Annotated in this window: 12 protein-coding genes; 4 read left to right on the top strand and 8 right to left on the bottom strand. The window is 39.1% G+C overall.

What is annotated here, in order from left to right; genetic code table 11:
* The first annotated feature begins 45 nt into the window (after positions 1 to 45).
* Complete coding sequence (gene dcd / locus BO26_RS19080) at positions 46 to 627, top strand: dCTP deaminase (RefSeq protein WP_036774299.1); 582 nt, start codon at positions 46 to 48, stop codon at positions 625 to 627.
* Positions 628 to 682: 55 nt separating this feature from the next.
* Positions 683 to 2,515 (top strand): outer membrane assembly protein AsmA, encoded by a 1,833-nt coding sequence (asmA, locus tag BO26_RS19075; RefSeq protein ID WP_036774296.1) that lies wholly within the window; start codon positions 683 to 685, stop codon positions 2,513 to 2,515.
* 145 nt (positions 2,516 to 2,660) lie between these two features.
* On the opposite strand, the gene BO26_RS19070 is transcribed toward asmA, so the two are convergent.
* Both BO26_RS19070 and BO26_RS19065 read right to left on the bottom strand, forming a co-directional pair.
* A complete protein-coding gene (locus tag BO26_RS19070) occupies positions 2,661 to 3,098 on the bottom strand; it encodes a GNAT family N-acetyltransferase (RefSeq protein ID WP_036774294.1) in 438 nt (145 codons plus the stop codon).
* A 283-nt stretch (positions 3,099 to 3,381) separates the two neighbouring features.
* Complete coding sequence (locus BO26_RS19065) at positions 3,382 to 4,953, bottom strand: TerC family protein (RefSeq protein WP_036774293.1); 1,572 nt, start codon at positions 4,951 to 4,953, stop codon at positions 3,382 to 3,384.
* A gap of 249 nt (positions 4,954 to 5,202) precedes the next feature.
* Between BO26_RS19065 and gndA the strand changes: the two genes are divergently transcribed.
* Positions 5,203 to 6,609: an NADP-dependent phosphogluconate dehydrogenase gene (gndA, locus tag BO26_RS19060; RefSeq protein ID WP_036774291.1), complete on the top strand. Its 1,407-nt coding sequence runs from the start codon at positions 5,203 to 5,205 to the stop codon at positions 6,607 to 6,609.
* 193 nt (positions 6,610 to 6,802) lie between these two features.
* Here the strand turns inward: gndA and BO26_RS19055 are convergent, their stop codons facing one another.
* From BO26_RS19055 to BO26_RS19045, 3 genes are all read right to left on the bottom strand, one after another.
* Entirely contained in the window at positions 6,803 to 7,432 is a 630-nt protein-coding gene (locus tag BO26_RS19055; protein ID WP_036774289.1) for a beta/gamma crystallin domain-containing protein, read from the bottom strand.
* 902 nt (positions 7,433 to 8,334) lie between these two features.
* Positions 8,335 to 8,955 (bottom strand): beta/gamma crystallin domain-containing protein, encoded by a 621-nt coding sequence (locus BO26_RS19050; RefSeq protein ID WP_036774288.1) that lies wholly within the window; start codon positions 8,953 to 8,955, stop codon positions 8,335 to 8,337.
* A 583-nt stretch (positions 8,956 to 9,538) separates the two neighbouring features.
* On the bottom strand, positions 9,539 to 10,030 hold the full coding sequence (locus BO26_RS19045) for a YbaK/prolyl-tRNA synthetase associated domain-containing protein (RefSeq protein ID WP_036774287.1): 492 nt from the start codon (positions 10,028 to 10,030) through the stop codon (positions 9,539 to 9,541).
* 302 nt (positions 10,031 to 10,332) lie between these two features.
* Here BO26_RS19045 and yiaY point away from each other — a divergent pair, with 302 nt between their 5' ends.
* Entirely contained in the window at positions 10,333 to 11,484 is a 1,152-nt protein-coding gene (gene yiaY / locus BO26_RS19040) for an L-threonine dehydrogenase (protein WP_036774286.1), read from the top strand.
* A gap of 123 nt (positions 11,485 to 11,607) precedes the next feature.
* Here yiaY and hisIE read toward each other — a convergent pair whose 3' ends face one another.
* Genes hisIE through hisA form a run of 3 tightly spaced genes read right to left on the bottom strand, consistent with a single transcriptional unit; the run spans position 11,608 to position 13,702 of the window.
* On the bottom strand, positions 11,608 to 12,213 hold the full coding sequence (gene hisIE, locus BO26_RS19035) for a bifunctional phosphoribosyl-AMP cyclohydrolase/phosphoribosyl-ATP diphosphatase HisIE (protein WP_036774285.1): 606 nt from the start codon (positions 12,211 to 12,213) through the stop codon (positions 11,608 to 11,610).
* Entirely contained in the window at positions 12,207 to 12,983 is a 777-nt protein-coding gene (hisF, locus tag BO26_RS19030) for an imidazole glycerol phosphate synthase subunit HisF (protein WP_036774282.1), read from the bottom strand. Before hisF ends, hisIE begins: the two co-directional genes overlap by 7 nt.
* Positions 12,965 to 13,702 carry a 1-(5-phosphoribosyl)-5-[(5-phosphoribosylamino)methylideneamino]imidazole-4-carboxamide isomerase gene (gene hisA, locus BO26_RS19025; RefSeq protein WP_036774281.1) on the bottom strand — a complete coding sequence of 246 codons (738 nt, stop codon included), beginning with the start codon at positions 13,700 to 13,702 and terminating at the stop codon, positions 12,965 to 12,967. Before hisA ends, hisF begins: the two co-directional genes overlap by 19 nt.
* Positions 13,703 to 13,705 lie beyond the last annotated feature (3 nt).

Raw genomic sequence — 13,705 nt, 5'->3', positions numbered from 1 at the left:
GCTTGTCAGGCATTGATAAGCATCATCGTATTTGAGAGGGAAATAATGCGACTCTGTGATCGCGACATTATTAAATGGCTTGATGAAGGTAAACTGGTCATTTCTCCACGTCCGCCGATTGAACGAATTAACGGGGCAACTGCTGATGTTCGTCTTGGAAATCAGTTTCGTGTTTTCCGGGGTCATACTGCCGCATATATTGATTTGAGTGGCCCAAAAGATGAAGTCAGTGCTGCTCTTGATCGCGTGATGAGCGATGAAATTATTTTGTCTGATAATGAGGTTTTTTTCCTTCATCCTGGAGAGTTGGCACTGGCTGTCACGTTGGAATCCGTTACATTGCCTGATGATTTGGTGGGTTGGCTCGATGGGCGCTCTTCTCTTGCCCGTCTTGGATTAATGGTACATGTGACAGCACATCGGATTGATCCGGGCTGGCATGGTCAGATTGTACTCGAATTCTATAACTCTGGTAAGTTGCCTCTGGCATTACGTCCGGGTATGGTGATCGGGGCTTTGAGTTTTGAACCGTTGTCTGGTCCGGCTGATCGTCCATATAACCGTCGGCAGGATGCGAAATATAAAAACCAGCAAGGAGCGGTAGGTAGCCGTATTGACGAAGATTAATACTTGGAACTGTTACTGAGTTACATTCACTGCTTTGACATCAGCTGAGGAAGTCATGAAGAGATTACTAACGACACTGGTTATTTTGCTTGTCGTGATTATTGCCGGTTTGGCAGCATTAGTCATGTTAGTAAATCCGAATGACTTTCGTGCTTATATGATTAAACAGGTGCAAAAGAAGAGTGGCTATCATCTCGTCATGCAAGATAGTATGCGCTGGCATGTCTGGCCAAAACTTAGCATCATTACCGGACGTATGTCATTGACTGCACCAAATGCGACGCAGCCAACGGTTACGGCAGAAAATATGCGTTTGGATGTTGAGTTGTGGCCACTTCTTTCGCATCAGCTTGCGGTTAAAGAGGTTATGCTGAAAGGGGCGGTATTGCAATTAACCCCGGAGAGCAAGTCTCAGAAAAAAGAAAATGCGCCCGTTGCACCGAGAGGGAAAATAGTCAATCCTTTAGCCAAAGGTGAACGCTGGAAGCTGGATATTGGCAGAATTAGGATCGCTGATAGTTTGCTTATCTGGCAGGATAGTGATCATTCTCAATTAAATGTCCGTGATATTAATCTGCTAATGGAGCGGGACGACCAAAACCATATCAACGTGGAGTTGAGCAGTAAGGTCAGTAAAAATCAGCAAGAACTTGTTTTTAATCTTAATGCAAACGTAGATATTTCTGATTATCCTCGCAGTGTTGCCGGTAATATCGATTCTTTTGATTATCAGCTTCAAGGGGTTGGTATACCCACGGGGGGCATCAGTGGTTCTGGGAAAGTTAATGCAGTTTATCAGAATGAAACCACTGGGGAGCCACAAACAATCTCTTTACAGGCGCTTAATTTCACTGCCAATGAGAGTGAGTTGTATGGCAGTATAAAGGCAATATTGGCAGCATATCCTGATTATCAGATAAATTTATCTTCCAAAAAGTTGAACTTAGATAATTTGGTGGGATGGGATCGGCTTCCTAAAGATGATTCGGAAATTAAACGCTATTATCGAGTAGAAAATAGCTTAGCCAAACCTGTGATTGCAGTTTCAAGTCTTGAGCAGCCCGATTATGGTACTAAATTTCTAAATAATTTTAATGCCAATGTTACCATCGATGCGGATAAATTTATTTATCGGGGAATGGAAATCGATAACCTGATATTTAAGGCAGACAATAATAGAGGTATTGCTGAGATTTCTTCCCTGAGTGGAAAATTGTTTGGCGGTCATTTCTCTATTCCAACTACTCTGGATTCAACAGGTGATCAGCTTAGATTACACACAAAGCCTTTACTACAAAATATAGAATTGGAACCCGTACTAAAAGCATTTTCTTTACCGCTGATATTTAGTGGTAGATTTAATTTAAACGGGGATCTTTCCGGTAAAGGATACGATGATTATGCTATTTCACATGTTTGGCAGGGTGATCTTAATTTCAGTTTAGCTGATGCCAAAATGCATGGGTTGAATATTCCACAATTAATCCAGCAATCTGTTGTCCGTGTAACGAATAAAGTAAATATTCCGGATAATATGGGTAACTTTACTAGCGCTAAAAAGCTTGATGTTAAAGCTGTACTTAATCGGGGTGATATAAAAATAAATCAGCTTTATGCTGTATCTGATTTGTTGAATATTAACGGTCAGGGTAAAGCTAATTTGCTGAAACAAAATGTTGATGTTGCCTTAAAAGTACAGATAACCCAAGAGTGGGGCGCGGATAATGAATTGGTTCGCCGTCTGAGGAAACTGAAAGTGCCATTACGGATTTATGGTAATTGGGATAATTTGCAATACAATCTTGATATTGAGCAATTACTACGTAATGAGTTGGAAAATAAAGCAAAACAGGCAATTACCGATTGGGTTGAACGTAATAATAATTAGCCCGTGCTTGATTTAGTGTATCGTTAAGCTGAGTATTGAGTGGTGTTTATATATGACAGTTAACTGCTCAGCTTAGCTGGACGCCTGAATAATATTCTTATAGTTACCTGAAGAGCCAATTTGAACATAAAGGGGAGTTGCCAGTTTACATTTTAATAATTGCCAGCATTTCTTCATTGTTTTCATCCATGCCGATTTCAACGAAACCAAAACTGGCATAAAAGTTTTTCGCTACAAGATTATTTGGGTTGTAACAGATTTCGATTTCTTCCAATCCAACTGTCTGTTTAATTTCGTTAAGGGCCAGCTGCATTGCTTTGCGTCCAATACCTTTGTTTTGATGGCGTTCATCTACCATAAAACGCCAAATCGATATTCTTCTGTCTGTTTCAGGTACCCACATAAAAAATCCAACAGGTTTGCCGTTTAAGCAAATTGCGCGTGTTTGATATGATGGGTTGAATTTTGATTCAACCAGTGACCATGTATTATCTGCAACATATTCAGATTGGTCTTTGGTTACAGTTAAGTCACAGACATCTTCATAATTGTCTTTATCCACATCTGTAAGGGCTATATTCACGTAATATCCTTTTGAATTAATAATATTATCGATTGGCAGTTTATATGAAGTTTATTGAATTGCAAAGCTATAAGACTGTGTTTTCCATGCCTACAATTGCAGGTCGCTTAATACCAGGTATTTGAGCAAGTTCTTATGAGATGAATTATTAACCTTGTCTGCATATGATATTGATAATAAAAGCTAAAAAGAACCCGGTACAGTTTAAACTGACCGGGTTTTATTTTGTCTCAAAGGAAAAACTCAGTGATGGGAAATATTTTTAGTGAGCAATAGCACTGAATTACTCTTTATTTTCTTCCTCTGAAACAAGTGGCGTAATTTTTACCTTATTGATCCGGTGACTGGTAACTTCCAGTGGTTCAAACACGTAATTACCAATCTGCAATTGTTCACCTTGTTGTGGAATATGTTGTGAATGTTCCATTAATAAACCTGCCAGGGTTTGATATTCACGTTTTTCATCCAGTTGCAAAGGAACATAAAGGATCAAATCATCCAGAGGCATGTAACCATTGGCAATCCAGCAACCATTTTCAGTTGTTTGTATATCATGGCGGGCATCCGTTTCTTCACCATCTACGGGCAAATTACCCGCGATAGTTTCCATAACGTCTGTCAGAGTAACCACGCCTTCCACAGAGCCAAATTCGTCAACGACAAACGCAAAATGAGTTTGTGCCCGGCGGAATTGTTCCAATGCCTGAAGCAGTGAAAGATGCTCTGGGAAAATCAGCGGTTGTTTTATCAGCGGCTGTAAATCAAAAGGTTGTTGGTTAAGTTGTTGGTTGAGTAGATCAATAACATGGACAACACCTAATGGCTCATCACTGGTATTTTCATCTGTGACGACAATACGTGTGTGAGGACTTTTATTTAGTGTTTGCGTCAGGTTTTCTGCTGGGGAATTAATATCAAGATACTCCACATCGTGGCGGGAGGTCATGATACTGTTGACATTACGCTGAGCCATGCCCAGCACTCGGGCAATCATCTGGCGTTCTTGTGGATCAAATACTTCTTGATTGTCACAAATCAGATTGGATGTGTGGTTATCCAATTCTGCATTTTCATGTTTACCGCTAAGGATACGTAACACGGCTTCTGCGGTTCTTTCACGTAGTGAGCGGGAAGCGGTAAGAAATCTGCGGCGGTTAAACTGAGCGAACTGGTTTAGGGACTCAATCATAATTGAGAAGCCGATAGCGGCATACAAGTAACCTTTTGGTATGTGATAACCAAAGCCTTCTGCTACCAAACTGAAACCAATCATCAGTAAGAAACTTAGACAGAGAATTACGATTGTCGGATGGGCATTGACAAAGGTTGTTAGCGGCTTGCTTGCCAGTATCATCAGGAACATCGCAATGGTTACTGCCGCGATCATGACACCGATATTGTTCACCATGCCGACCGCGGTAATCACTGAATCCAGTGAGAATACGGCATCAAGGACAATTATTTGAACGACAACCGTCCAAAATTTAGAAGTTTTGTGTTGTTGTCCTGAATGCGCATCTTTTCCTTCCAACCGTTCATTCAACTCCATAGTGGCTTTGAATAGCAGGAAAAGACCACCCACTAACATAATCAGGTCGCGGGCACTGAATGGGTGTCCCCAAAGCGTAATTAATGGATTAGTTAGTGTTATCAGCCAAGAGAGACTAAAAAGTAGCACAACGCGCATCAGTAGTGCACAGGTTAGTCCTGTAATACGTGCTTTATCTCTTTCTTTTTCAGGAAGTTTATCTGCCAAAATGGCAATAAAGACTAAGTTGTCAATTCCGAGGACAATTTCTAGAACGATAAGCGTAGCCAGTCCGGCCCATATCGTTGGATCAGCGATCCATTCCATACAGTTTGTTTTACCTTTTAATATGACGGCTTATGCCGAACTATGAATAATGGGCATTGACGCATAAAATTTCAATAGTTGATTTTTCATCTGATGAAGTTTTTTTCAGAAAATGAGGTTCGACGGTATCGATTGCACCAATCAACTATCCACTTAGCCTAATCCTGAGTTAACATGTGATCACATTAACAGATTGCCCACTAATTATTATTATTGGTGGGCAGTATCATCATCAGACAGGAGTTATTCATGTCCAAGCAGCAGATTGGTGTTGTTGGTATGGCGGTAATGGGGCGTAACCTGGCACTGAATATTGAGAGCCGTGGTTATTCCGTATCTATATTTAATCGTTCCAGTGATAAAACTGACGAAGTCATTGCCGAAAATCCAGGGAAAAAATTAGTTCCAAATTACACTATTGAAGAATTTGTCGATTCACTGGAAAAACCGCGTCGTATTCTGCTAATGGTTAAAGCTGGTGAAGCAACGGATAAAACCATCGCTTCACTGACACCACATCTGGATAAAGGTGACATTTTAATTGATGGTGGTAATACTTATTTTCAGGATACTATCCGCCGTAACCGGGAACTTTCTGCTCAGGGCTTTAATTTTATTGGTACTGGGGTTTCCGGAGGCGAAGAGGGCGCGTTGAAAGGCCCCTCTATTATGCCTGGTGGTCAAAAAGAGGCATATGATTTAGTTGCGCCAATTTTGCAAGAGATTGCAGCTAAGGCTGAAGATGAGCCTTGTGTAGCATATATTGGTCCGGATGGCGCCGGTCATTATGTGAAAATGGTCCATAATGGGATTGAATATGGTGATATGCAGCTCATTGCTGAAGCCTATTCTTTATTGAAATATTCTCTGAACCTGAGTAATGAAGAGTTATCCGAGATTTTTACCAACTGGAATAACGGTGAGCTGAGCAGCTATCTGATTGAAATCACGGCTGACATTTTCCGTAAGAAGGATGAAGAAGGTCAATATCTGGTTGATGTGATCTTGGATGAAGCGGCAAACAAAGGCACAGGTAAATGGACTAGTCAGAGTTCTCTCGATTTAGGCATTCCAGTTACTTTGATCACTGAATCCGTATTTGCACGTTATATTTCTTCTTTGAAAGATCAGCGTGTTGCTGCTGCGAAAGTTTTGAGCGGGCCGGTTGCACAACCATTTAAAGGTGATAAAGCCGAATTTATTGAGAAAGTCCGCCGTGCACTTTATCTGGGCAAAATTGTTTCTTATGCTCAGGGCTTCCAGCAGTTGAAAGCTGCATCTGAGGAATATCAGTGGGCATTGAATTATGGTGAAATCGCTGGAATTTTCCGGGCTGGTTGTATTATTCGTGCTCAGTTTTTGCAAAAAATTACTGATGCATATACTGAAAATGCAGATATTGCTAACCTGTTGCTGGCACCTTATTTCAAGAAAATTGCTGATGAATATCAACAGGCACTGCGTGATGTTGTGTCTTATGGAGTGCAGAATGGTATCCCGACCCCTACTTTTTCCGCCGCTATTTCTTACTACGATAGCTACCGTTCAGCCGTATTGCCAGCAAACCTGATTCAGGCACAGCGTGATTACTTTGGTGCTCATACTTACAAGCGAACTGATAAAGAAGGTATTTTTCATACCGAATGGATGGAGTGAATTCGGTTATCACATTTAAAATAAGGTAATGGGCAAGGAGATTGAAGTGCTCCTTTAGAGATGGTGTAGCGTTACCTTCTGTGATAATTCAGAAACACACTGTTGCGGTTATAGCAAACGTTTACCGCAACGGTGTGGTTTAAATTTGCATATGACCAACCGAAAAGAGACAGTAGATCATTGTCTTATCCCATTAAGCAATGGGAGAGGTATTGATGATATGGAAATCAAAACGGTTTTTACCGACATGAACCAGTTTCAGGTTTCTCGGGAAATTGAGACCTTCATCAACGGTTGCGATACCATGTATATCATAAGAAAAATAGAATGATCCGTTACCAATATATTCTCCGGTGTTGACATTTCTTACGTAAATTGAAGTTACTAACTTTTCCTGTACGAGAAGTTCATCTATGACAATATAATCTTCACCTGTCGTAGTATTAACTTCAATTTTGTCTTGTCCTTCTCCATTGTATATTTTAGTAGTTAGGGAGAATTTTATATCTGAATGAGTATCATCAATGATTCTTAGAGCAATCAGTCGGGTATCTTTCTGCATGACTCTGAATTTAGATAATCCTCTAATTTCTTTATCAATATCTGGGGTGTCGACTACCCATTCATAATATCTATTCTCTGGATCGTTATAGTGGCGCCAGGCTTGAACTTTAGATAATTTTCCAATTTTCACTGAAAGGAATTTATCATTAAGGTGGGAGGGCAGAGATATAATTTTATCTAGCTCTTGGTAATCATGTGATTTACCTTGATAGTTTTTTCCTTCGAAGAAGGTTACACCTGTAATTAATTCTTTTGCCATTTTATCTACTCCTTAAAGTTGATTTTAGCAATATATAATTTATCAAAAAAAACAATATTATAATTATTAAATTACTTTGCAATACTTTCTTGAAAGCATACCTGGTCATGTTAAATTTATAATATTTACTTTTTTCTATTATTTATACGAATTAATTTGTGTTTATTGATATGATATTTATCGCTGATAATGCATTCATTCCTCATCTTTAGATGTTAAATTCCCATTTTAAAAAGAATAATATTCGATTGAGTAATATTAAAAATAGCACAAAAATGTATAAAGTAAAGTTAGTCAAAAAATACTGAATAATGTCTTTCTAATCATGCTAATACAATACATTGGTTATAATATGAGAATTTGATATTTTTGATGATTTTTTGATTTATCGCTTAAGTTATAATCCAATTATGAATGTTTTTCATGTTCGGTATTTCTGGCAGAGATTATCAAATTGTTATTTGTTAATAATATTGTGAAAATACTTTGAGAAAAAATTTAGTGATTAAATGGTTGAGTTTTTATATAATTTATGAAATTAATTGTTAGAAAAACATCTATCTGAAAGGAAATAGGCTATGATAATTATTCTTAATATTGCTTATTTGAAGATATAAAATAGGTACTCCACTTTGTTTTTATGAGAGCTTATGAAAAAGTAATTAATAGCAATTGGCGACTGATTATTAAAAGTGGGGTCTTTCGATTTTTTTGGATTATTCACAACCCTTTATTTCCTTACATTGTGATAAATGAAAAATTCTTTTTAGTATCGGAACAATCCAAGAATAATAGAATACACCGTTGCGGTTCTTGATACTATGCCGCAACGGTGCAGCTTAAATTTTCAGAACGTAGCCTGTCTGAAAACGATGGTTAATTATCGTTATATTACGCCCGAATTAGTAAGAAAAATCGGTACTAATAATATGAATGTCAAAACGGTTATTACCTACATTGACTATTCTCAGGTTTTTAGGGAAATTAGCTTTCTCATCAATAGTAACAACGCCATTTGAATCACGATAGAAATAGAATGATCCGTTATTAATATATACACCAGTACTGGTATTTCTTATTGCGATGGCGGTGACTAATTCTGTATTAAATGGGAGTATGCCAACAAGTGCATAATCATCATCAGTTGTCGTTTCAACAGGACCTACACAATGGGTATTCGTGTACATGGAAAATTTTATACCTGAATTGGTATCATCAATAACTCTTAATGCAACCAGGCATGTATCTTTTGATGTCACTTTAAACTTAGATAATCCTCTAATTTCTCTATCAATATCTGGGTGATCAAATTCCCATTCACGATAACGTTGACCAGGTTCCCAATCACTAAGGTGACGCCATGCGTAAACTTTTGATAGCGTTCCGATTCTTACTGAACGAAATCTATCATTGAGATCATAGGGAAGTGGAATAATACTATCGTTTTCTGGATAATGATGCGCTTCGCCCAGAAAGTATTTTCTGTCGAAGAAAGTTGCACCTGTAACTAGCTTATTTGTCATATTTTTCTGTTCCTTAAATTCTATAAAAAAAAGTATCATATTTCTTTCTGAAAGCAGTTTTAGAATACAATGATTGTGGGAATTTTGTATTAATAAAATATAACGAGCAGATATATTAAATTATTGGCGATATAACATTAATATAATTGATAAATCATTTCGTGCCGATATTTAAAATAAAATCTCTGAGACTAATGCAATTGAGAATTACTATCAAAAACACTTTTCTTAGGACGGAAAATTATTCCGGAATGTAATTGATGTTTTTGAATGTATGGCTAAATATTGAATAATCAGATATTCGTAGTATTTGATAACTATATTTATGAATTTAACGTTTATATAACGTTTTTGTAATGGTATCTTTACCCTATGATATAAATTTACAGCTCAATAAGATAGTTAACATTTTAAATGAATATACTTAAGATAATATCTCAAATAGCCTATTTTTATAGGCTATTTAATTAGTTTTTGATTAATTGAATTAGATGATAATTTATTTACTTCAAGTTAGAACGAGAGTTAATTTATGATGTCTTTGCTTTCTGTCTATTACTACTTTAATTTTCTTCAATGATGTTTATTCTATTTGCCGAAAATTCATCAGTTCAGGTTGTGCAATCCTGAGATAATCTTTGGTGTTGAGAATCACCGAACACTCAAGGCTCCCCGCATTAAAAGCCAGTTCATCAAAACGTTCAAACAATAAAGGGTCAGCAACCAGTTTCAGATCCGGATGGAAACTAAACGGTGGAATAGCACCAAATACACATTGAGTCAGCTCAGAAACTTCTTTCGGGCTTGCCAATGATGCGCGAGTACCACCAATCTGTTTTGCCAGTAAAGTGAGGTCAGCTTGTTGATCCGCAGGGAGAACAGCGAGTACATATTGACGGAACCCTTTTCCTTTGACATGACAAACCAGTCCTTTTGCGCCTTGTCCAAGTTGTGTGCCACGGATTTTTGCAACTTCTTCAGAGCGCCCTGCAGTTGGATGTTCAATGATTCTATAACAGGCATGATTCTCATCCAGTAATGTAGTTAGATTGCTAAATATTTCGTTAGAGGACAAAATAAACTCCTAAGTAATAATGTAATTAATTGAACTATGAGTTTTCATAATTATTGTATTAATTATATTTTCATCCAGGCATATTACCAAATAAAAAGATTATAAGATATGTATCCAAATGGATATCATCTGATTTTATTGAAAGATCTATTTAGAGTTTCTTAAGATATATGGTTTAAATAGCGCTATTATTTACATTTGCTTCAAGAAAACTATTTATAGTCCTATGAGGCGATTTTTTAGTCTTGTGTGTGTTTTTATATATTTCCATATTAGAACTATTTAATGTTAAGGAATTGCTGATGATGACGACTAAATTTTTTATGCCATTAGTAAATATGATTGGCGTGGGCTGTCTGGTTGAAGCAGTAGATTCGATGAAAGATTATGGTTATAAGCAAGCATTGATTGTGACTGACCGTATTTTAAATGAACTTGGAATAGTAGCAAAAATTCAATCTTTGCTGACTGCTGTGGGTATTGAAAGTGCAATTTACGATGGTACAAACCCGAATCCGACGACGGTTAATGTTTCTGAAGGTCTGGCTATATTGCGTCAGAACAACAGCGATTGCGTTATTTCATTAGGTGGTGGTTCACCGCATGATTGTGCAAAAGCTATTGTATTGCTAGCAGCTAATGGCGGAGATATCCGGGATTATGTCGGTATTGATCGCTCATCTAAATCACATTTGCCGTTAATTGCCATTAATACTACTGCGGGTACCGCGTCAGAAATGACACGCTTCTCTGTCATTACTGATGTTGAGCACCATATTAAAATGGTTATTGCTGATAAAAATATCACACCTGTTTTGTCGGTGAATGATCCAGAATTGATGGTAGGAATGCCGAAAAGTTTAACAGCAGCGACGGGAATGGATGCAATGACCCATGCGGTTGAAGCTTATCTTTCTAAAGAGTCCAACCCAATAACGGATGCTTGTGCATTAAAAGCGATCTCCATGATCAGCCAGTCCTTACGCCAGGCAGTAGCTGATGGGAATAACATCGAAGCGCGCGAAAACATGGCCTATGCACAATTTTTGGCGGGTATGGCGTTTAATAGTGCATTACTGGGGTATGTTCATGCTATGTCTCACCAATTGGGTGGTTTCTATGATTTACCACACGGTATATGTAATGCGGTTTTGTTGCCACATGTTCAGGAATTTAATGCCAAAGTATCTGCTGGTCGCTTAAAAGATATTGCTGCGGCAATGGGAGTGGATGTAAGAGCCATGGATGATCAGCAAGGAGCGGCAGCGTGTATTGATGAAATTCGTAAGTTATTAAAAGATATTGGCATTCCGGCTGGTTTGGCTGAGTTGAATGTCAAATTGGAAGATTTGCCAATGTTGGCAACTAATGCCTTGAAAGATATATGTTGTTTGACTAACCCAGCTCAGGCTACCCACGAAGAAATCGTGGCAATTTTCAAAGCTGCCATGTGATCTGTAAGTCCTCATTTCGTAGGGAGTAATTATCTATTTGTCAAACTGACCCAGAATATTTGTGGTTAACTGGGTCAGTTTCTCTGTTGTCCTGCGGTGGGAGCAAGTCACCTGACTTCTAGCTCATCTTTCCCTTAACCGGCGAATGATACAACTGAGATCCAGATCTTGATCTTGCAACAGAACCATCAAGTGGTACATCAGGTCAGCCGCTTCATTCGTAAGTTCTTCTCTGTTATTAACTGTAGCGGCTAGAGCAGTTTCTACACCTTCTTCACCGACTTTTTGAGCGATTCGTTTAGTGCCGCTGGCATATAACTTTGCCGTGTATGAGCTGTTTGGGTCAGCTGTTTTACGGCTAGCGAGCAATTTCTCAAGTTGAAAGAGAAAACCTGATTCGGTTTGTGCCGGAGCGAAGCAACTGTTTGTCCCAGAATGGCAGGTAGGTCCGATCGGATCAGCGAGGGCCAGTAGGGTATCATTGTCACAATCCGGATAAATCTTAACTAAGTTAAGAAAATGCCCTGAGTTTTCACCTTTGGTCCATAGGCGCTGTTTACTACGGGAAAAGAAAGTGATTTTGCCCGAGCTAATAGTGATATTAAGCGCTTCTCTATTCATATATCCCATCATGAGGACATCCCCGGATACAGCATGTTGCACGATAACCGGCATCATGTAGGAGACTTTTTCCCAATCCAGCTTTTCGATTTGTTGTGTGGTTAGCAAGTTCTTATCTCCACGCCTTGTTGTGAAAGGTACAGTTTTAATTCATTAATATTAATAATGTTTTTGTGGAATACCGATGCGGCTAGTGCACCATCAACATTTACTTGTTTAAAGGCGTCAAGGAAGTGTTCTGGCGCTCCTGCACCACCAGAGGCGATGAGAGGAACATGGCAAATGTCGCGTACTCGTTTTAGCTGAGCCAGATCGTAGCCATTGCGTACACCATCTTGATTCATCATATTTAACACGATTTCACCTGCACCACAGCGTTGTGCTTCTTTTACCCAATCAAGAGTTTGCCATTGGGTGGCAGTTGTACGTTTCTCATCGCCAGTGAATTGATACACCTGATAGCAGCCAGCGGTTTCATCAAACCAAGTATCAACCCCGACGACTATGCATTGAACGCCGTAGCGCTCTGCTAAGCGTGTAATCAAGGTTGGATCAGTAAGTGCAGGGGAATTGATGGAGATTTTATCTGCACCAAATGAGAGGATTTGTCCCGCATCTTCGACAGTCTTAATACCTCCCGCAACGCAGAAAGGAATATCAATCACTTCCGCAACTCTGGATACCCAACTTTTGTCTACCACTCGTCCATCAGATGAGGCGGTGATATCGTAGAAAACCAATTCATCTGCGCCTTCTTTTGCATAGCGCTGAGCGAGTGGAACAATATCACCAATGATTTCGTGGTTACGGAATTGAACACCTTTAACTACGTATCCATCACGGACGTCGAGACAAGGAATTATGCGTTTTGCCAACATTGGATTACCTCCGCCAGGGTAAATTTTCCATCAAGTAATGCACGACCAATAATAACTCCGGCTACACCGCTGGTAGGCAGGGATGCGACATCGTTTAATGTTCCAATGCCACCGGACGCCTGAAACGCAATGTGTGGATAGCATTGGTAAATTTCCCGATATAATTCAATGTTTGGGCCATTTAGCGTGCCATCGCGGGAAATATCAGTGCAGAGCACATGTTTCAGTCCAAAAGGGAGATATTGTTCAATAACTTGTTCCAGAGTGGCGGCTGAATTTTCTTGCCAGCCATTAATAGCGATTTGTTTTGCACCTGTATTATCGATGCGAACATCCAGCGCGAGTACAATGGCTTCTGAACCATAATGTTGAAGCCACTGGGTAACTAATGCGGGCTGTTTTATAGCGGTGGAGCCGATAACAACCCGTTTAGCGCCGGCATCAAGTAGCGTTTTTATATCTTCTTCTGTACGGATGCCGCCACCGACTTGAACAGGGATGGAAACAGCTGAAAGTAACTTACTGAGTAAAGGAATTTGACGAGCTGATGGTTCTTTAGCGCCTGTCAGATCGACCAGATGGAGTAATTTTGCTCCCTGTTGTTCATATTGTTGAAAATAGGACAAAGGATCATGCCCATAATCTCGCTGTTGACCATAATCTCCCTGATGCAACCGGACCACTTTGCCATCAATCAAATCTAATGCCGGTATAATCATTGC

The organism is Photorhabdus australis DSM 17609, from assembly GCF_000711895.1.
Classification (GTDB): Bacteria; Pseudomonadota; Gammaproteobacteria; order Enterobacterales; family Enterobacteriaceae; genus Photorhabdus; species Photorhabdus australis.
The sequence above is the reverse complement of the archived record's forward strand: the minus strand, read 5'-3'. Positions and strand labels throughout refer to the sequence as shown.

Coding starts and splice junctions, on each gene's coding strand:
- dcd (WP_036774299.1), top strand. CDS start 46: ATGCGACTCTGTGATCGCGACATTATTAAATGGCTTGATGAAGGTAAA.
- asmA (WP_036774296.1), top strand. CDS start 683: ATGAAGAGATTACTAACGACACTGGTTATTTTGCTTGTCGTGATTATT.
- BO26_RS19065 (WP_036774293.1), bottom strand. CDS start 4,953: ATGGAATGGATCGCTGATCCAACGATATGGGCCGGACTGGCTACGCTT.
- gndA (WP_036774291.1), top strand. CDS start 5,203: ATGTCCAAGCAGCAGATTGGTGTTGTTGGTATGGCGGTAATGGGGCGT.
- BO26_RS19055 (WP_036774289.1), bottom strand. CDS start 7,432: ATGGCAAAAGAATTAATTACAGGTGTAACCTTCTTCGAAGGAAAAAAC.
- BO26_RS19050 (WP_036774288.1), bottom strand. CDS start 8,955: ATGACAAATAAGCTAGTTACAGGTGCAACTTTCTTCGACAGAAAATAC.
- yiaY (WP_036774286.1), top strand. CDS start 10,333: ATGATGACGACTAAATTTTTTATGCCATTAGTAAATATGATTGGCGTG.
- hisF (WP_036774282.1), bottom strand. CDS start 12,983: ATGTTGGCAAAACGCATAATTCCTTGTCTCGACGTCCGTGATGGATAC.
- hisA (WP_036774281.1), bottom strand. CDS start 13,702: ATGATTATACCGGCATTAGATTTGATTGATGGCAAAGTGGTCCGGTTG.